General features: G+C 43.7%; 21 protein-coding genes. 2 read left to right on the forward strand and 19 right to left on the reverse strand.

The features are described from left to right. Positions 1-132 precede the first annotated feature (132 nt). The 7 genes from J2Z81_RS14600 to J2Z81_RS14625 form a co-directional block, all read right to left on the reverse strand. On the reverse strand, positions 133-1,347 hold the full coding sequence (locus J2Z81_RS14600; protein ID WP_226371660.1) for a threonine synthase: 1,215 nt from the start codon (positions 1,345-1,347) through the stop codon (positions 133-135). A 137-nt stretch (positions 1,348-1,484) separates the two neighbouring features. Further along, complete coding sequence (gene panD, locus J2Z81_RS14605) at positions 1,485-1,868, reverse strand: aspartate 1-decarboxylase (protein WP_029269978.1); 384 nt, start codon at positions 1,866-1,868, stop codon at positions 1,485-1,487. Positions 1,869-2,142: 274 nt separating this feature from the next. Continuing rightward, a complete protein-coding gene (locus J2Z81_RS14610; RefSeq protein ID WP_029269976.1) occupies positions 2,143-2,919 on the reverse strand; it encodes a 3-hydroxybutyrate dehydrogenase in 777 nt (258 codons plus the stop codon). Between the two features lie 128 nt (positions 2,920-3,047). Continuing rightward, the gene (gene ptsG, locus J2Z81_RS14615) at positions 3,048-5,063 is read right to left on the reverse strand and encodes a glucose-specific PTS transporter subunit IIBC (protein WP_226371661.1); all 2,016 of its coding nucleotides are present in this window, start codon (positions 5,061-5,063) and stop codon (positions 3,048-3,050) included. 136 nt (positions 5,064-5,199) lie between these two features. Next, a complete protein-coding gene (glcT, locus tag J2Z81_RS14620; protein ID WP_226371662.1) occupies positions 5,200-6,042 on the reverse strand; it encodes a glucose PTS transporter transcription antiterminator GlcT in 843 nt (280 codons plus the stop codon). Between the two features lie 37 nt (positions 6,043-6,079). Then, positions 6,080-6,211, reverse strand: a complete 132-nt coding sequence (locus J2Z81_RS16020; protein WP_264315462.1) for a hypothetical protein — start codon at positions 6,209-6,211, stop codon at positions 6,080-6,082. A gap of 152 nt (positions 6,212-6,363) precedes the next feature. After that, on the reverse strand, positions 6,364-6,780 hold the full coding sequence (locus J2Z81_RS14625; protein ID WP_029269970.1) for a PaaI family thioesterase: 417 nt from the start codon (positions 6,778-6,780) through the stop codon (positions 6,364-6,366). Positions 6,781-6,986: 206 nt separating this feature from the next. Between J2Z81_RS14625 and J2Z81_RS14630 the strand changes: the two genes are divergently transcribed. Then, positions 6,987-7,841, forward strand: a complete 855-nt coding sequence (locus J2Z81_RS14630; RefSeq protein WP_029269968.1) for a Cof-type HAD-IIB family hydrolase — start codon at positions 6,987-6,989, stop codon at positions 7,839-7,841. Between the two features lie 579 nt (positions 7,842-8,420). Here J2Z81_RS14630 and J2Z81_RS14635 read toward each other — a convergent pair. The 5 genes from J2Z81_RS14635 to J2Z81_RS14655 all read right to left on the reverse strand — a co-directional run bounded on the left by J2Z81_RS14635 (position 8,421) and on the right by J2Z81_RS14655 (position 13,703). Next, the gene (locus J2Z81_RS14635) at positions 8,421-9,128 is read right to left on the reverse strand and encodes a LutC/YkgG family protein (RefSeq protein WP_029269964.1); all 708 of its coding nucleotides are present in this window, start codon (positions 9,126-9,128) and stop codon (positions 8,421-8,423) included. After that, positions 9,128-10,552 (reverse strand): LutB/LldF family L-lactate oxidation iron-sulfur protein, encoded by a 1,425-nt coding sequence (locus tag J2Z81_RS14640; protein WP_029269962.1) that lies wholly within the window; start codon positions 10,550-10,552, stop codon positions 9,128-9,130. Before J2Z81_RS14640 ends, J2Z81_RS14635 begins: the two co-directional genes overlap by 1 nt. A gap of 12 nt (positions 10,553-10,564) precedes the next feature. Further along, on the reverse strand, positions 10,565-11,281 hold the full coding sequence (locus J2Z81_RS14645; RefSeq protein ID WP_029269960.1) for a (Fe-S)-binding protein: 717 nt from the start codon (positions 11,279-11,281) through the stop codon (positions 10,565-10,567). Positions 11,282-11,311: 30 nt separating this feature from the next. Next, the gene (locus tag J2Z81_RS14650; RefSeq protein ID WP_226371663.1) at positions 11,312-12,016 is read right to left on the reverse strand and encodes a FadR/GntR family transcriptional regulator; all 705 of its coding nucleotides are present in this window, start codon (positions 12,014-12,016) and stop codon (positions 11,312-11,314) included. 100 nt (positions 12,017-12,116) lie between these two features. Then, a complete protein-coding gene (locus tag J2Z81_RS14655) occupies positions 12,117-13,703 on the reverse strand; it encodes an L-lactate permease (RefSeq protein WP_226371664.1) in 1,587 nt (528 codons plus the stop codon). 625 nt (positions 13,704-14,328) lie between these two features. Between J2Z81_RS14655 and J2Z81_RS14660 the strand changes: the two genes are divergently transcribed. Then, positions 14,329-14,583, forward strand: coding sequence for a YesK family protein (locus tag J2Z81_RS14660; RefSeq protein WP_029269954.1), 255 nt, complete (start codon positions 14,329-14,331; stop codon positions 14,581-14,583). Here J2Z81_RS14660 and J2Z81_RS14665 read toward each other — a convergent pair. The 7 genes from J2Z81_RS14665 to J2Z81_RS14695 form a co-directional block, all read right to left on the reverse strand. Next, positions 14,555-15,358, reverse strand: a complete 804-nt coding sequence (locus J2Z81_RS14665; protein WP_226371665.1) for a hypothetical protein — start codon at positions 15,356-15,358, stop codon at positions 14,555-14,557. The two genes, J2Z81_RS14660 and J2Z81_RS14665, sit on opposite strands and share 29 nt — an antisense overlap. A 34-nt stretch (positions 15,359-15,392) precedes the next feature. Then, entirely contained in the window at positions 15,393-16,343 is a 951-nt protein-coding gene (locus J2Z81_RS14670) for an ABC transporter permease (protein WP_226371666.1), read from the reverse strand. Continuing rightward, complete coding sequence (locus J2Z81_RS14675) at positions 16,336-17,250, reverse strand: ABC transporter ATP-binding protein (protein WP_226371667.1); 915 nt, start codon at positions 17,248-17,250, stop codon at positions 16,336-16,338. The genes J2Z81_RS14670 and J2Z81_RS14675 overlap by 8 nt, the downstream gene beginning before the upstream one ends. Next, positions 17,250-17,969, reverse strand: a complete 720-nt coding sequence (locus tag J2Z81_RS14680; RefSeq protein ID WP_029270254.1) for an ABC transporter ATP-binding protein — start codon at positions 17,967-17,969, stop codon at positions 17,250-17,252. Before J2Z81_RS14680 ends, J2Z81_RS14675 begins: the two co-directional genes overlap by 1 nt. After that, positions 17,959-18,336, reverse strand: a complete 378-nt coding sequence (locus J2Z81_RS14685) for a GntR family transcriptional regulator (RefSeq protein ID WP_029270252.1) — start codon at positions 18,334-18,336, stop codon at positions 17,959-17,961. Before J2Z81_RS14685 ends, J2Z81_RS14680 begins: the two co-directional genes overlap by 11 nt. 4 nt (positions 18,337-18,340) lie before the next feature. After that, on the reverse strand, positions 18,341-19,123 hold the full coding sequence (locus J2Z81_RS14690; RefSeq protein WP_029270250.1) for a hypothetical protein: 783 nt from the start codon (positions 19,121-19,123) through the stop codon (positions 18,341-18,343). Positions 19,124-19,423: 300 nt separating this feature from the next. After that, a partial coding sequence (locus tag J2Z81_RS14695; protein ID WP_226371668.1) for a hypothetical protein occupies positions 19,424-19,643 on the reverse strand: 220 nt, incomplete at its 5' end.

Here is a 19,643-nt window from a genome sequence, read left to right on the forward strand (position 1 = left end):
ATGGACACCCTTGCTTTCAGCTAACAGTTCCTACTGCCAAGCCTGTAGTGGACTTTCACCACCAAGTTATAGCCCATGCTGGGCGCACTAAAAATTGCCAGAACCGCTGACCCAGCAGTTCTGGCTTCTTATCTATGAAACAGCATATTGAATGTTTAACCAATCCTGGTAGGTTTTTATAATTGGAATGTGATGCTGCTTCCAAGGCAAGTATTTCATGGCGTGCGACGTATTAAATAAAACAACTTCATCCTCTTTTCCAATCCATCCTTGCTCGATTAAGCGAGTAAAACCTGCCCAAGTAGCCGCTCCTTCTGGTGACGAGGAGATCCCCTGTTTACCAAAAGAAGTTTGCGCTTGCTTGATTTCATCTTTGGAAACCGCAACCGCCGTACCGTCCGATTCCGATAGAATAGAAACAATTAATTCCCCGTCCGGCGGGCTTGGCACACGCATACCGGTTGGACTGGAAATGACATTATCCTTTTGTGCGGTGAATGCGCCCCCACGAGTACAGGTATCGACAACAGGCTGACAGCCGGATTCTTGCACACTTACCATGCGCGGAAGATCCCCTTCAATAAAACCGAGCTGCTTTAATTGTTTAAACGCATTCCACATACCAATCACCCCGGAGCCTCCGCCTGTTGGATAAACAATCACGTCTGGAAGGTTCCATTCTAATTGTTCCGCGAGCTCCAGTCCCATTGTCTTTTTTCCTTCTGCTCTGCCTGGTTCCTTTAGTGTTCCGACATTATGCCATCCCTGCTCTCGCCTGCCATCCGCAATGATCTTACCTGCATTGTGAATGAGTCCGTCAACTAAATAGGTGTTAGCCCCGTATTGCACACACTCCTCCACGATGAGTCCTGGGCAGTCTTTCGGGACAAATACATCCGCCCCCATTTCGGCGTGACTGGCATATGCTGCTAATGCAGAGGCCGCATTGCCATTGGAATTAACGGCCACCTTTTTTATTCCATATTCGTTGGCAATCGAAAGCGCAGCAGAAAAACCCCTTGCCTTAAAACTGCCCGTCGGATTTTGTTCTTCTCGCTTCACCCATAATTTTTTCACCGGAAATGCTTTTTCCGCTCTTTTCATTCGAACAAGCGGCGTCCATCCTTCACCTAAAGAAATGATATGGTGCGCACTCTCCACAGGCAAAAGCTCTTTATACCTCCACATCGACGTGCCCCGGCTTTTTAAACTTTCCTTTGTCAACGTTTGGCTAACTTTCTCAAGATCGTACTCCACCATTAATGTTCCGCCACACCCGCATTTGGTTTCTGTTAAACGAAAGGGATGTTTTTTCCTACAGCTGTTACAGCTAAACCAAAATTTCATCAAAACACTCCTTCTGGGGATTGTTCATAATCCTTTCATCAAAAGGGAAAAGCTACTGCGAAAGGGACTTGCTAGCTTATCTAGCTTATAAATCCTCTTAATATTCCGACTTTTATTTCCGTCAGGATGTCATCCGACTAACTTTCCGGCCAATGTAAGTCATGTTCCTCTACCGTTGTAATTTCATTTTTTTCATTCACAAATACAACTCTCGGATGTAACGTCTCAATTTCTTCCTCGGACATTTGCGCTAAACTTAGAATGATCACAATATCACCAGGCGAAAACAGATGTGCTGGTGGACCATTTAGGCAAATCTCCCCCGTTCCCTCAGGAGCTGGCAATGCATACGTTTTCCATCTCGTTGCATTTCGCAGGCTCGTAATCTGAACCATTTCATATGGCTTGATATTTGCCTCTTTCATGAGTTTCGAATCGATCGTAATACTCCCTACATAATCGAGATCAGCTTCTGTCACGACAGCTCGATGAATTTTTCCTTTACACATTAAACGCTGCATGCAAATTCCTCCTTAGGTTTATCGTACAAAAAACATGTTGATAAATCTATATCGTCATAATGTTCGAACCAGTTGGATTTCGCATGGAATGATTGGTTGTTCCACAAGGTGTGTGCTTTTGGAAGAATTTCATAGAAAAAACACGAAGGAGGATGGGAAGTGGCTGCAAGTTTTGGAAGCTTTGCTATTTACGATAAACTGCTTGCGTAGGAACATTTAGCGGTTTTGCGACATGTATGCAGCGCTCACATCCTTGTATCGGCGCTTCACCCCACTACTGCGCCGTATACCCTCCATCCAGCAACACTGCTTGCCCAGTAACACCCTTCGCCTTAGCACTGGCTAAAAACATCATATAATCCGCAATCTCCTCCACCTCGATCAAACGATTTTGCGGGACAAGTGGATAAATAACTTCTTCCAGCACTTTCTCTACTTCAACCCCTCGATTTCTGGCCAAGTCCTCCATCTGATTTCGGACGAGCGGTGTATCTACATATCCAGGGCAAAGCGCATTCACCGTTATTCCGTGGTTTGCTCCTTCTAAGGCCGCAACTTTTGTCAGTCCAATCACTCCGTGTTTCGCACTATTGTATCCCGCTTTCCCCTGAAATCCGATGACCCCATTAATGGATGCCATATTGATAATTCGGCCAAATTTTTGTTTTTTCATAAACGGAAAAGCATATTTAATCCCGAGAAATGGCGCTGTAAGCATGATGGATAACAGCTGTTCAAAGGTCTCCTTGGGAAATTCTTCGATACTTGCTACATGCTGCATACCGGCGTTATTAATCAACACATCTAAACGGCCGAGCCGATCAACCGTATCTTCAATCGTATGTTTGATCTCTTCTTCCTTGGTAACATCACATTGAAAACCCCATGCAGCACAACCCTCTTCTCGCAACTTTTGAGCGGCCTTTTGAACATCCTCCTTATTCTTGTCTGTCAAAATAACCTTAGCTCCGCCGCGTGCAAATTCCCTTGCTACAGCATATCCGATCCCGCTGGCGGCACCAGTAATGAGCGTTATTTTATCTTTGATCATGATCCTTCTCTCCTTTTCACACGTTTCCTTGTACTATCTAGTTTACTATGTATTTCCTTCTAAAAAAACCAAATCATGAGCAGTTTATTTTCTGCCCATGATTCCGCCAATGAAGTCCTATTCCACGTCTACGATTCCTTCGTCACTTCAAACACGCCAGCTTCCTCGTTTAACATAAGTTTTTCACCTTCTGCTAAGTTGGTAAAGACAATCGGCGTGATGGTAGACTTCGCGTTCTTTTCGATATAAGCTAGATCAGCTTCCATTAAAGGCTGTCCGGTTTCAACACGGTCTCCTTCTTCAATAAGCATATGAAAACCTTCCCCGTTCAACTGTACCGTATCCAGTCCAACATGGATGAGGATTTCTTTTCCGCCATCTGACTGAATACCAATCGCATGCTTCGTTGGGAAAATATTCATCACTTTTCCGTTTGCAGGGGATAAGACCGTTCCATCTTCAGGTTTGATAGCAAAGCCGTCTCCCATCATTTTACCAGCAAAAACTTGATCCGGAACTTCTGTAATTGGTACGATCTCCCCTTTCAGTGGAGAAACATAGGTCTCTATTGATGCAGCTTCCTTACTTTCCTTTTCCGTTTGTTCAGGCTCCACCGCTTCTTCTACGCGCGGTGTTTTTCCTGCCATAATATCCTGCATTTGTCCTTTGATGGTCTCTGATCGAGGTCCGAAAATCGCTTGGATGTTATCGCCAACTTCTAGCACCCCTGCAGCACCAAGATTTTGTAGCTCTTCTTTATCAACACGCTTGATGGAATTTACGGAAACGCGAAGACGTGTAATACATGCATCCAGATGTGCAATGTTTGCTTGTCCGCCCATCGCTTCTAGGACGTTATATGCTAAGTCTCCAGTTTCCCCTTTCGCTTCTTCCTGTTCTTCTTTATCTTCCTCACGCCCAGGTGTCATTAAGTTAAATTTCTTAATAAAGAACCTGAAAATGAAATAGTAAATCACGGCAAAAATCAGCCCAAGTATAATGGTGATCCACCAAGGTTCTTTCCCTGGCAAGATACCAAACAACACGAAATCAATCGCCCCACCTGAGAAAGTATAACCAACATTCACGTCAAAGAATGCCATTAAAACAAAGGCCGTTCCATCTAGAATCGCATGTAGTGCGAATAATAAGGGGGAAATAAACATGAATGAGAATTCAAGTGGTTCGGTAATGCCAGTTAAAAAGGATGTTAGCGCAGCAGAACCTAATAGTCCTGCAACCACTTTTTTCTTTTCAGGCCTTGCCATGTGATACATTGCTAAAGCAGCAGCCGGCAGTCCGAACATCATAATCGGGAATTCTCCCGCCATAAAGTTACCCGCTGTGATCTCTACCCCGTCTTTTAACTGGGCAAAGAAAATGGACATATCGCCCCGCACCAGATTGCCTGCTTCGGATGTGTAGGAGCCAAATTCATACCAGAATGGGGCATGGAAAATATGATGCAATCCAAATGGAATCAGCAAACGCTTAATAAATCCAAAGAAAAAGGCTGCGATATAGGTTCCTTCTTCAATCAGCCAGTGGGAAGCACCATTCATCGCCTCTTGAATGGGCGGCCAGATGAATAACAGCACAATTCCGGCAACAAATGACACGGCCGCTGTAACAATCGGCACAAACCGTTTTCCAGCAAAAAAACCGAGAAAGGACGGCATTTCAATATTATGATAGCGATTATAGCAAAACGCAGCAATCAGTCCGACAATAATTCCGCCAAATACACCGGTTTGGAGTGTATCGATCCCAAGCACAGACGCAAAACTTGGATCTTCTTCAATCATCTCAGGCGTTACCCCTATCCAGGAACTCATTACCTGATTCAGTACTAAATAACCAACAATCGCAGCTAATCCCGCTGCCCCGTCAGATGCTAGTCCAATCGCAACACCGATCGCAAAAATAAGGGCCAGATTATCAAAAATAATACCACCAGCATCTTCCATGACCATTGCAACCATTTGAATCCAGTCCGCCTCAAGGAACGGAAGATATTCCAGCATGGTTTCCTGCTGGGCAGCGTTACCAAAGCCAAGCAGAAGTCCCGCCGCAGGAAGCAGTGCAACTGGAAGCATCAATGCTTTCCCGATTTTTTGCAGCTCGCCAAATGCTTTTTTAAACATAGCTCTTTACTCCTTTATCTATCGTAGTCAAACATTAAAAAAGGCATGAGTAAGAAGGTCACGACAAAACAGATATAGAGCACCTATACCATTGTCCAATCCTTTTACTCATGCCTGATCGCGTCAGTAACACGTATTATTCATATTTACTTGTTAACCGCACAAGATGCATCGTCAGATAAACCGCTTCCGCATCATACACGGGCCTTTTTAATGTTTGCTGCATGATTTTTATCAACTTCCAAGCTAAATTATAGCATATTGGATATTCCTGTTTCAACAGGATTGCAATTTTCGCCGGTTCGTCGACATGCTCATCCTTGACTACCCGATCAATCGTATAACGAATATGTCGAATCAAACGTATATAATGAATGCTGTCTGGATCGATCTTGATACTAAGTTCCGCTTCAATCGTTCCGACTAAAGTGGTAACAAGTCGGGCATATTTGTTAATATCCGAAACGCCCATACGCGTTATCGCGCTATGCACATGCAAGGCGATAAATCCAACTTCCCCTGCCGGTAAATCAATATCCAGCGTTTGATTGATAAAATCAACAACCTCCGCTGCAATTTCATATTCAAAGGGATATAGCGCTTTGGTTTCAGTCAGGAAAGGATTCTTCATTTCCATCCCTTTTAAGAGACGGTTGATCGCAAATAGCAGATGGTCTGTTAACGCTACATGCACCTGTTCATGTAAAGAGACATTGGACTTTCTTCGAATGATGTCCAGCGAATCGATGATCGCCTGCAATATTTTTTCATCCATATCAGGAAGCAAACGTTTATAATGTTCCTGTTCGCTTTGATTGCGCAGTACGAATAATTTCTCTACATCCTCTTCATGAATGAAAGCATTTTTCTTCGTATGAAAACCGATCCCTTTTCCGATTAAAACAACTTCCTCTTCCGCTCGATCTTTCGCAATCAGCACATTATTGTTTAAAACTTTTTTCACAATAAACGTATCCACGTCTGCCCTTCTCCTTACTTGCTTACTACATACCTTGTCACGTCACGGGAATGACCAAACGTTGGGCAAGTAAAACGGCAATTGATTTCCCGCCCCATACTTTCCCTTCTTTTACGATGAACCGATGTCCGCAATAATTATGTAAAATAAACGTCATACTTGCATGCATAAACGTAAATCCCTCACATCGTCTGTACAAATTGTACTACAATCACGCTCCAATGAAAAATGGGTTGTTTTTCGATCCAAATGAAAATGACTACTACATGAAAATAGCATGTACCAGTCATTTTTACCCGATTTAGCATAAATTTGTGAACACTACGGCTTTGGTGTAATCATCACCGAGGATACGGCACTACCAACAAGTTTGTCGTGTTGTTTTAGCTCCGCTGTTAAATAGGAAACCGTACGGCCAAATTTATCAACGTTCACTTCTATATCAACATCCCCTGGAAATGTCGGACGGTGAAATGTCGTTTGCAAATTAATCGATGCAAAAGCCTGCTCCTCTGTCAGTAGCGAAGTAATCGCATACGACATCATAATATCAGCGGCTCCTGCCACGAATCCGCCCATAATGACACCGTTTCCATTGATGAACTTTTCATCAATGGTCCAAACGCCCTTCGCAAACCCATCCTTGGCTTCGATTAATTTCACGCCCATTGTTGTATCACATGCCGGAGGAGCACTTTCCCCGCGAATCACATCATGCAAATTTACCGTTTTCATCATGTTTATCTGTCCTTCCTGCAATAAATTATGTCTCGTTATAAATACGGTACTAACCCTATTCGTCATACGTCAACAGATTTCCTGCCTTTTACACATTTTTATGAAATAAGGACATACTTCTTTTAAAGTAGTTAGTAGCATGTTCGTCAATAAATACGATATACTGTAAGCATCATTTACATTTCTTAGCAAAGGAGCTACACATCATGACTCGTTTAATTGCAATCGACATGGATGGAACACTGCTATCAAGGGATCACACCATCCGTATCAGAAATAAAGAAGCAATCCTGCAAGCAAAAGCAAATGGCATCGAGGTGATCATCGCTACAGGCAGAAATTTCCCAGAAGCCTATCAAATCGTTACCGAACAAAGATTGAACCCGCCATTTATCTGTTTAAACGGGGCGGAAGTCAGAGATGAATCCGGGAAAATCATTTCAGCAACATACCTCATGGAAGATGATCTTAAACAGATGCTTCCCATTTTACAAGCAGCGGGCTTAGAATATGAATTGTTTATTGATCAATATATTTATACACGAGATTTAGAAAGACAAATCGATATGTTTCTCCTTATCGCTGGTGCAGAAAAAGGTACGCCTGCCGCAGATAAGATTCGAAGCGAAGTCCTAAAAAGAGCGGAACAAGGATTCATCCGCACCGTCCCTTCCTATGATGAAGTTTTCCAGAAGCATCACAGTGAAATTTCCAAAGTGCTCGCAGCTTCTTTCCATGATGAAAAATTACGAAAGGCAAAAGAAAAGCTTCAGGAATTTCCAGGCCTTGCAGTCAGCTCTTCCGGCCCTGGAAACATAGAAATTAATCATGTGAACGCCCAAAAAGGAGTCGCTCTTGAGCAATATGCTAAAAGCAAAGGAATCTCCATGGAAGATGTCATGGTGATCGGTGACAATTACAATGACATTTCTATGATGAAGCGGGCAGGCCGCGCCGTTGCCATGGGAAATGCTGTAGATGAAATCAAAGCATACTGCTCCCACGTCACCGCAACGAACGAAGAAGATGGCGTTGCTCTTGCGATTGAAGCTGTGTTATAAAAATTTTCAGGTGGTATAAATAAAACCGCATGAAATCAAGGTGTAAAAATTTGATTTCATGCGGTTCATTCAGTTTTATAGCGTTTTATCCTAGCTGCTTTCTTTCGCTCGAAATGCAGCATGGTGGCCTAATTACTTAGCACCAGCGCGGACATGATGAGGCGCTCTTATTTGGAAGTCTAATCTTCCGCACGTGCACCGCACTAGTCCAGCACGATTTTCTTCTCCCTGTCCATGGACTTCATACAAGCATCAAGCGCCCGCATGTTTGCTAGTGTATTTTCGAGGTCATGATCAAGGTGAGGATCGCCATTTAAAATGGCTTCTGAAATATGCTCCACCTGATGACGGTATTGATCCCCATCTAATGCTTCCGTCCGCTTTACGCCAGAGTTTATAACACGGAGGAGCGTCGCTCGACTTTGGCTTGGTGTTGCGCGACTTTCTTACTTTATTGCGCGAGTAATTCTTCCTATCGCTCGACCTAACTGCCTTACCGCGCGAGATGACGGTGTTATTGCGCGACTTTCATTTTCAAACATTTTCTGCCTCAGCAGAAAAACAATCCTATCCCCAACATCATTCATCCACAATAATATAAGTAGCTTCCACAGGACCATGCACACCGACGATTAGATTCATTTCAATATCTGCACTATTACTTGGTCCTGATATGAAGCTGACACAGGAAGAGACGTCATTTCCTTGTTCGTTTGCTTCATGAAGCTGTTTTGCTGCTTGCGTAATGCGGGGCACAAGTGTGCTTTTTGGTATAATTGCTATAAATTTTTGCGGCAGTAGACTGATCGATCTGCCATTATGTTTATGATTCAATAATGTTACCGTCCCGGATTCGGCAAGCGTGATGTCACTGAAATTAATCCCAATATCTGCGCGTTCCGCAATTACTTGATTTTCTTTTCCAATTGCGGGATCCCATTCATGAACCTCCATTTCTTTCTCCCGAAGTTCCTCAAACATTTCCCGCAATCCGTACTGCTCATTGCGATCATCCTTCGCTGTAATAACGGTTTTCGCCTGATAAGCGGTAATCGTTTCTTTTAAAACTTGCGGCAAACCGGAGCGATCCGTCAGCTTTACGTCCGTATGAATCGCTTCACATTGTTTCGCCAAAACTTCCGCTAATGCATCCTTCGTATAGCCTTGGCGTGTTCTAAGCTGTGGCTGCACGCTCCAGTCCGGACGCTGTACACCTTCTGTCCGGCGCGGGCGTCCGAGTCTTCCCGCCAATTTATCCAGGAAAGCGTCTCTATTTTGAATCGCCATTATGCATTGCCACCTTTCTGTCTTTCCTTAAACCAAGACCTGAAGCTTTGTTTACTTGGTGCAGGAAAATCTCGTACATCGGTCCAGCCCTTTAATGGACCTGGTCCGTTCGTGATCGTTTCCTTTCTTGTCCATGGTTTTAGGGCGGTCCGTGCCATTTTCGCGCTCATTTTATAAGCAGCAGGGGTGGAAGCCCATTTGGCGTAACCTTTCATAGCAAGTTTTTCTCCCTTTGGTGCCATGTTTTCCTTTTCCACAATGATTTCCCGGTGGCGAATTAACTGTTCGTGGAGCGGAATCTTTACCGGACAAGCTTCCGTACATGCGCCGCATAAGGTGGATGCATACGGAAGTTCCTTATGTTCGTCATACCCATCAAGCAGTGGTGTCAAAACCGCGCCGATCGGGCCGGGATAAATAGATCCATATGCATGACCACCGACATGCCGGTAAACCGGGCAAACATTAATACACGCTGCACAGCGAATACAATGAAGCGCAGATTGAAATTCTGTTCCAAGTATTTTTGACCGACCATTATCAACGATGACCAAATGGTAATCATCCGGTCCGTCGATTTCATCCTCCAGCCGTGCACCTGTTACTGAGGTTACATAACTCGTCAGCTTCTGTCCAACAGCAGAACGCGTCAGCAAGCTCACAAGCACTTCTAACTCTTCCCATGTTGGCACAATACGTTCCATTCCCATGACCGTTATTTGCGTATCAGGTAAAGAGGTAACCATGCGGGCATTCCCCTCATTTGTCACAAGTGTCACCGTTCCAGACTCAGCAACAGCGAAGTTACATCCGGTGATGCCAATATCCGCTGCTAAAAATTCTTTGCGCAATTGTTCGCGGGCAAATAAAGCAAGCTCTTCTGCCTTATCTGATTTGGTGTAACCTTTCTTTTCCTCAAACGTCTCCTGGATTTGTTGTCTGTTTTTATGCAGAGCCGGTGCGACGATATGTGACGGCGGATCTTCATCAAGTTGCAAAATCCATTCGCCCAAATCCGTTTCGACGACCTCCGCACCCGCTTTTTGTAAAGCTTCGTTCAGCCCAATTTCTTCCGATACCATCGATTTGGACTTCGCTACCTTTTTCCCATTTTTCTTTTTTACAACGTTTTGGATATATGCATTAGCTTCTTCCGCTGTTTCCGCGAAAAAAACATTCCCGCCGCGCTTTGCTACTTGTTCACTGAGCTGCTGCAAGTAATAATCCAAGTTTTCCATCGTATGTGTGCGGATTTCTTCTCCTAATGTACGCCAGTCTTCCCAATCGCCGAGCTCTTCTGCGGCATGTAACCTTCCGCTTTTTAAGCGACCTTGTGCAGAAGATACAGCTTGACGCATAAAATCATTTTTTATTCCATCTTCCACACGATTGTCAAAAGAGGCATCTCCAATTCGCAAACTCATTCCTCTCACTCCTTAGCGATGATTTAATACTTCCGTAATATGAACAATTTTGATATTTTTCCCTTCCCGCTTCATTCTGCCGCCAATATTCATCAGGCATGCCATATCGCCGCCGATCAAATATTCAGCACGTGTTTTTGCAACATGCTGTGCTTTTTCCTTTACCATCTCAGCCGAAATCACGGAATTTTTCACGGCAAACGTTCCACCGAATCCACAGCAATCCTCAGCAAGCGGAAGTTCCACAAGATCAATTCCCTTTACATGTCGAAGCAGCTTTTGCGGTGCTTCTTTCACCCCTAAAATACGCGTCATATGGCAAGACGGATGATAGGTAACTTTTCCCCGAAATGTCGCACCAACATCTTCTATGCCAAGCACATCTACCAAAAATTGGGTAATCTCATAGGACTTTGCCGCAAGCTCTTTGGCTGGCTCTTCCCACTCCACATCTCCTTTGAAAACTTTCGGATATTCACGAAGCATGCCAACACAAGATCCAGACGGCCCAACGACATATTCCGAATCTTTAAATGCGCGCATCATCTGTTTCATCGCTTCTTTGGATTCTTGCAAATAACCACTATTAAATGCCGGCTGACCACAGCACGTTTGCGCTTCCGGAAAATCAACCTCGCAGCCGACACGCTCCAAAATCTCCACCGTATGTTTACCAACGTCAGAACGCAACATATCACACATGCATGTGATAAATAATGAAACTTTCATCAAACTCCACCTCTTATATTTTTGTAAGGTCTATATATATTTAAATAACAATGCTTCCACACCAACGATATGATCGAACATGGTTCTTTGCGCCAGATCCGCGTCCCCACCTTTGATCGCTTGATAAATCGCACGATGCTCCGCCAATAATTGTTCATCTCTTCCTTCTGCATATAATAAAACTTTGCGCGTTTCCCGAATGGTCTCCACCATCATCTCCGAAACACTATTAAGCAGGTTGATCAACATATCATTATGCGTCGCATTTACGATGGCCTGGTGAAAATGAAAATCTGCTCGCTCACCTAATTCCCCGTCACCAATCGCGTCAACCATTTCCTCAAGTCTTTTTTCCATTAACTTTAAGTCATCTGCATGACGGCTGGTGGCCGCCAAGGCGACCGCGCCAACCTCTAGTATTCTACGGACCTCAAATAATTCTTTTACATCTTCTTTTTTCATCAAAAATGCCGTCGTCACCGGTAGTGAAAATCTTGATGCATCATACGTTGTCACATATGTTCCTTCCCCCTGGCGCATATGAATGAGTCCCATCGCCCTTAAGCCACTGAGCGCTTCCCGGATGACGGACTGACTCACACGAAAATTCTCAGCCAACTTCGCGACTGAATCAAGTTTATCCCCCGGCTTCAAATGGCCATTTTTGATCGAATCTATCAATGCGTCCGCTACTTCCTCATAGATTTTCTTCGGTTTAATCGGTTTATATTCCAACTGCATTACCCCCTTTGTTTTTCAGCATCGAATTATAATTCGACAAAATTCGGGTGGTGCCAGGCACCAGAGCATCCCCACTGGAAACAGCCGCTCTCTTCTATAAGAAAAACAATAAAATAAAACCTCCAACTCCACCTAAGATACCATATAAGATCGCTGGACCTAATGTTTTTCTGATAACATCTCCTTCTTTACCGGACATGCCTACCACTGCCGAAGCAGCAACAACATTATGCACACAGATCATATTACCTGCAGCCGCTCCAACGAGTTGACCTGCCAGTACAAGATCCGAATTTATTCCCGTTTGATTCGCGATATTCAATTGAATTGGCGAAAATGTCAGTGTCGATACAGTAGCACTTCCCGTAATAAATGCACCTAGTTCACCTAAAAAAGGCGCTGCAAAAATCCACATCGACCCAAACGTACTTGCAAGTGCATGCGCAATATACTCTGGCATGCTGGTCAAATCATTCGCATTTATCCCGGAATTCGTAAACACTTGCACCAAAGCCAAGGTGGCGATCAATGAAACACCAGCCGTTTTAATAGAAAGCAATGATTCCTTCGATGCCTTCGCAACATTGGAAAAAGACTTCCGCTGCACAATTACAGCAAATATCGCAGACACTACAAGCACTGCCCCCGGAGAATATAATAGCTCCCAGTCTGACGTGATCCCTTCCACGCCCAAAATATTTGTCCAGGTTAAGTCGATCGCTTTCTGCGTAAACGCCGTAACCTCAGGAATGACCCTTGTAAGAAGCAATAAAGCGATCATAATGATGTATGGAAGCCAAGCTTTTGCCAAGCTCATATCGGACTGCTTTGTATCTACTTTAAAATCATCCTTTAGCGCATCTTTCCATTCCTTTTTCGGCAGCAACCAGCCCTTCTTCGCTGTTAGTGTAGCAACAATCAAGCCGGTAATCGAAGCAAATATCGAAATGAATTCCGGTCCAAACAACATCGCATACACAAATGCAGATCCCGTATATGTAATTCCTATCATAAGTGTCCATGGCAAGAGTTCAAGAAAGTTGGATAGTTTTTTCTCCTTCCCAAAAAACATCGTTAATATAATAACAAGTATAAATGGAATAAACGTCCCAGCAAACAAATCAACCATCGTCGTCTTTACCGCAATATCATGAAAAAATGCAGTACCCGCACCAGGAAGATTACTTAAACCAACATTGACAGGAGTACCTACCGCACCGAACGGCACTGCCGAACTATCCGCAATAAGTGCTAATGTAGCCGCTGCCAATGGATGAAAACCTAGCGCAAACATTAATGGCCCCGTCACTGCAGCAGGCGTTCCAAAACCCGAAGCGCCTTCGATCAAAGAACCAAATAAAAAGGCCACAATAATCACCTGTACCCGCATATCACCAGTGATCCCGCGGAACCCTTGATTAATTCGATCCACCGCACCCGTATGCCGAAGCGTATTCAACAAAACAATAGCACCAAATAAAATAAAAACAATCGTTAACGCCTTATGCGTCCCCTGTAAAATCGAGGCAAACACAACTTTTCCTTCCATACCCCATGCTGTCAGCGCAAGCAAAATAACAATAGCAGCACTATATGTCATCCCTTTCACCGCTGACATCCTCAAGAGAACCAGAAAAATAAATGGCCCAATAATAGCACTTAAAGCCACTAACAATAACAAAAATATCCCCACCCATATTCTTTTTTATAGAAAAATAAAGCGATTTCATATTTAAGTCAACTGGTCATCTGATGACTAGATGTCTTCTTAAAATAGTAAACGAATCCATCCGATCGTGTCAATGTTTAAATTTTAAAAATTATGAATGGGATGGGGGATGCATGCGATCAAAACATGAGGCGCAAGCGATGTGCACAGCCTCCGGTTGATATGATGACGGTTCCGGGCGATAGTTTCAGGATCGGGTTGATAGGATGACGGTTCCGGGTGATAGTTTCAGGATCCGGTTGATATGAAGGCGGTTCCGGGTGATAGTTTCAGGATCCGGTTGATATCTCCCTGCGCTTCCCGATTTTTTTCTTGACACACCAATGACACACGTATAGTCTAAAAATAAATGACCAACAAGATTTGAATATTCAGCTTGATTGGGACGATCATTTGTATTGCAATCTTCGCATGCGTGATCTTGTTCTTATTTGAGGTAAAAGTTCCCTGCTCGGAACTTGGATACATAGATGCAGGGGTATCCGAAGCGGCTATGTATTACTAGATTAAATATTGCCGCTGACGAAAAATTGTTTAGTATAGACAGATTTATACAAAAAAAGAAGGGTGACTTTTGATGGTAATTGTAAAACCTATTCTAATCGCTGCTGTTCTAGGGATTATTGTGCTTTTTATTACACGGTGGTTAAAAAAATCAGACCTTTCCATCGTATTCCAATTGCTTCCCGGAATTCTAACAGTTATTGCAGCAGTTATCATATTTTCTATCAGCTACGTTAACATTCGCGGAACGGAAGGGATGAGTTACGGATTTCTATCGATTACATTAATGATTTTTGCAATCATCTCTCTAAGAATCGTGAGAAAATGAAGTAGCAATAGATGCTAAATGGACAACCCCGTCCAATATAGACGCCGAGCCATAATGCGCCTACTCGCGCAGACATTCCTCGTCGTATGCAGGCTGGTTTTCTGCATCCGCAGAAAACCTTCCATCGATCGATTCTAAAAAGAAATTTTCTCCTTCTGGTCGATAAAGCTACCCCTCCGGTTGATAGCCCTCCCTCTGGTCGATAAAGCCTCTCCTCCAGTTGATAGCCCCTCCCTCCAGTCGATAAAGCCTCTCCTCCAGTTGATACCCCTCTCCTTCGGTCGATAAAGCCTCTCCTCCGGTTGATACCCCTCCCTCCAGTCGATAAAGCCTCTCCTCCGGTTGATATTCTCTCCCTCCGGTCGATAAAGCCTCTCCTCCGGTTGATACCCCTCTCCTTCGGTCGATAAAGCCTCTCCTCCGGTTGATAAGCCCTCCCTCCGGTCGATAAAGCCTCTCCTCCGGTTGATAAGCCCTCCCTCCGGTCGATAAAGCCTCTCCTCCGGTTGATAAGCTCTCCCTCCGGTCGATAAAGCCTCTCCTTCGGTTGATACCCCTCCCTCCGGTTGATATCCCCTCTCCCTCCAGTCGATAAAGCCTCTCCTCCGGTTGATACCCCTCTCCCTCCAGTCGATAAAGCTACCCCTCCGGTTGATATCCCCTCTCCTTCGGTCGATACATCCCAGGCCACTGCTCCTGTCCTTTCATCTGCTCCCGCTCCTGTGATTTGCGATGCCTTCGTTCGGTGGTCCCCCCTGCCCCGACCACTTCGCACATTCTAATCCCAACACAAAAAAAGACGCCGACCCTTAGGCCGCTACGTCTCTTTTTGTAAATACTCCAAATGCTAATGCCATAAAAAGGATAAAATAGATGCACAACATAACAATCGAAAATCCTAATGTCATCCCTTCCACAACGGGAGTTCCATTGAAATACTGCATTAAGTTCGTGTTTGCAAATAAAATATATTTTGCCCAGTCATATTTGGCTGCGATAAGGGATGTGACGTTTCCTCCCATCATCAGTAGGAAGATAGAAATCCCAATTGCGAGTGAATTGTTTCGAAACACTGCAGATATCATAAATGCTAGTGTCACAAGCATCAAAACATCGATCGAAGAAAGCAGATAGATTTTTACTAAATGAAGCATTTGACTCTGTTCGATCACTTCTCCATCGGCGTATGCGAGATGAACACTGTTTCCGTCGCCTGTTCCGAACAAACCAAATCCAAGGCCTGCCGAACTGATAAATAATACAGCCAGCATGAAAAGTCCGAACAACACAACCGTTACATATTTCGATAGTAAAATTTTGTACCTCCGGATGGGGCGGATTAATAATAATTTAATAGTCCCTGTACTGAATTCACTTGCAACGATCCCAGCTGCAATAATAATCGCAAACAGCCCGGCAAAAGAAATCAGTGCAGAGCTTTCATCAATAAAGGACCAGCCTGTCGTCTCACTTGGCGGAGCAATTTCGTTATCAAGACGATATTGATTAATAGCGATATCTTTTTCCAAAAATCGTTTCATATCCCCTGCTGAGGCAGGCATATCTTTCAAATCTTTCTTATCTTCCTTTATTTGTTGGGAGAGCTCATCCCTCCACTGATCCCCAGCCTGATCTGGTTCTTCTGTCATTTTAATTAATGTACCCATTGCCACAACACCAAGGAGAATCATGGCAATCATGACGTATGTTCCAGCACGTTTAAATATTTTTGTCCATTCATTCACAATAAGCTTATGCAATGGTCGTCCCCCCTTTTTCTGTAATTTCCAGGAAGCGGTCTTCGAGTGATTTAGAAATAAGTTTCACTTCAAAAATACGGACCTCATGCTCGATCAGCATTTTAATGACATTTGGTACTTGGTCCTTTTCCAGTTCCATTTCAATGCCTTTTTCCACTTCTTTATATTCGATCCCTTTTTCTTTCAAAATAGACGCGTATCCGGACTCCACTTCGAAGAAATAGCGATGGGCTGTTTCCGCTTCTGCTTCATCATGTACATTTTGAATATTGACCAGTTTCCCGTTCTGAATGATCGCGATTCGATCACACATCATTTCCATTTCGGATAGGAGATGGCTGGATACAATGACAGACATCCCTTTCTCTCGCGTCAATTTCCTCAAATGATCGCGGATTTCCCGAATGCCAGCAGGATCAAGGCCATTCGTCGGCTCATCAAGAATCATCACGTCTGGATCATGAAGCAAACTTTGCGCAAGCCCTAATCGTTGCCGCATTCCAAGTGAGTAGGTTTTTACCTTTTCATGGATCCGGTTTGTCAACCCCACAAATTCCACTACTTCATCGATTTTTTGTTTTGTGACACCCTTTGACATGCGGGCATATTGCTTTAAATTTTGATATCCGGTTAAATATTTATACATCTCGGGATTTTCTACAATGCCCCCAATATGGCCAAGCGCCTCTTCAAATTCCTTTTCTCTATCTTTGCCACAAATGAAAATTTCTCCGGATGTCATTTTCATTAAGCCGGCAATCATCCGAATCGTCGTTGTTTTCCCTGCACCATTCGGACCTAGAAAGCCAAACACTTCCCCCGATTTCACTGTAAAACTGACATCATCGATGATCTTTTTTCCTTTCATCACCTTGGTTACATTTTTTAATTCCAATGCTGTACCCATCAAACATCCTCCACCTTTCTTTCCTTTTGTGCCATGATTGATTTAAACCACTCCAAAACAGATATACCTTCTTCTTCCCTAAGGTTTTCTACATGCGTCTGTCCCACAACTTCCCCTTCAAAAATAATGATGACTTCATCTAATAAAGGTTCAATCTCGTCTATTTCATGTGTAGCAATCACAACCGTCTGCTCATCAAAATCAATATAAGAAATCAAACTTTTCACAATCGACTCCCGAACCATCGGATCAAGCCCTGAAAAAGGTTCATCCAGCAACAGAACCGGTGTTTTCCTGGACAATGCGAGTACAAGTTTCAACCTGCCCCTGTTCCCTTTCGAAAGCTTTTTTATTTTTTTCTTCGGATCCAGCTTCATCTCTTTAAGTAGAACATGTGCCTTTTCCACATCAAAGTCAGAAAACTGGGAAGCATAAAATGCCATCATTTTTTCCACCGTAAATGCATGGTAAAACATATCCAGTTCTGTCAGATAAGCCACTTTTGAGCAAATCCTTCTCGTAACACGTTCACCAGATATAGTGATTTCCCCAGCATTCGGATAAACAAGCCCCGTCATCATTTTCAGCGTCGTCGACTTTCCGCTTCCATTCGGCCCAATCAAGCCATATATTTTGCCTGGTTCCAGATGAAGCGAGACATCCTTCACGGACGTTTGACCTCCGTATTTCTTCCACACATTTTGCAACTCAACGGTCATCACGATCCCTCCCCAAAAAGCACTTTAGCCCATGGATCATTTCCTCTTCCGTCATTCCAAGCTCCTCCATGCTTTTGACAAAAACATGAATAATATCGTTTTGCAGTTTTCCTTTTAGATCATCCAGCACTTCCTCATTATCCGTTACGAATGTTCCCTGGCCCCTTTTTGTCTCCACAATGCCCATCCTTTCCATTTCACTATAGGTTCGTTGAATTGTATTCGGATTCACGCTTGACTCAACAGCCATCTCACGCACAGAGGGCAACTTCTCCCCCGGAAGCATCTCCCCCCTGACAATCCGGTAAGCAATCGTATCAGCAATTTGAATATAGATCGGTTTGGATACTTGATAATCTTTTGTCATAGCCCTACACCTCTACCTTCCGATCCAGCAGCCAACTGGAAAAAAAGAACAAAGCGAAACCAAGGAAGACATAAACAATAAAAATCATTACGGGGAAATCAACAGCATTGACTCCTGTCTCCCATGCCCCATCTGTATACGTAAAAGTTTGATTGATCATGACCGGAACAGTCCATTTACTCACAAGCTCACTGATAAAACCAATCTTAGCGATGAACGCACTAATCAGATTGTATCCGACAAATAGGAGAAACAGAATCAACCAGCGGAAAAATCCCGTTGGAATCAGCCTGCTTAACGAATGGTAAATACTCCAGTAAAAGATAACCCAGCACGCAAAATACAAAGCAATCAAAAGCAGTGCAACATTGAATATAACTGTTCCTTTAAAGAGCGTTTGGAGAGGGATATGGATGTCGACAATATCTTTTATAAACTGAAAAATAATAAACCCAATACCGGTTAAAAACACTTGCGAAATAAACTGATAGGAAAAAGCAACGATGAATTTTGAGATAAAAAGCCTCCTGCTGCTTTGTGTATTATACAGCCATAACTGCGTTTTTCCTTCTAAATGAAGCATCTGCAGCAACATCGTCGGCTGAAAAAATATATGAAACCCAAGCAGCATAAACAAAACGATCGGCATAAAGGATAGTGGCTCATCAATATAAATCCCCAGTCCCAGCGGAACCAATAACAAAACCAAATCCCCAACTAAGATCGTTATCATCCAGTGCCTGGAAATATAAAAATCCTTCTTCAAAAGCCCCTTAAAAGCAGTCATCAAATACCTTCCCTTCCGGTCTTGTATGAGTGTCCTATTTAGATAGTACACCCATACACACAAGAAGTCAATAGGCGATTAACGCTATTTTCAAAAAATTTATAATGATAGAGGCGCTTGAAACAGCCTGTTCATATGAGCAGCCCGGTTGGACTATACGAGATGCACAGGTGATATCCCCACGCACTCCGGGTGATTTATCCCCTCTCCAGGTGATATCCACGTGCTCCGGGTGATTTCATCCCCTTTCCGGTTGATATCCACGCGCTCCGGTCGATTTCATCCCCTTTCCAGTTGATATCACCACGCTCCGGTCGATTTCATCCCCTTTCCGGTTGATATCCCCACGCTCCGGTCGATTTCATCCCCTTTCCGGTTGATATCCCACGCTCCGGTCGATTTCATCCCCTTTCCGGTTGATATCACAGTCAAGTCCTGAATTATGTGTAAAATAAGATACAAGGTTTTCAACCATTTATGTGTTGGTATGGAGTTTATTATATTGGGAGGGGTACCCCTC

It is taken from the genome of Virgibacillus alimentarius (assembly GCF_017874635.1).
Classification (GTDB): domain Bacteria; phylum Bacillota; class Bacilli; order Bacillales; family Amphibacillaceae; genus Virgibacillus_B; species Virgibacillus_B alimentarius.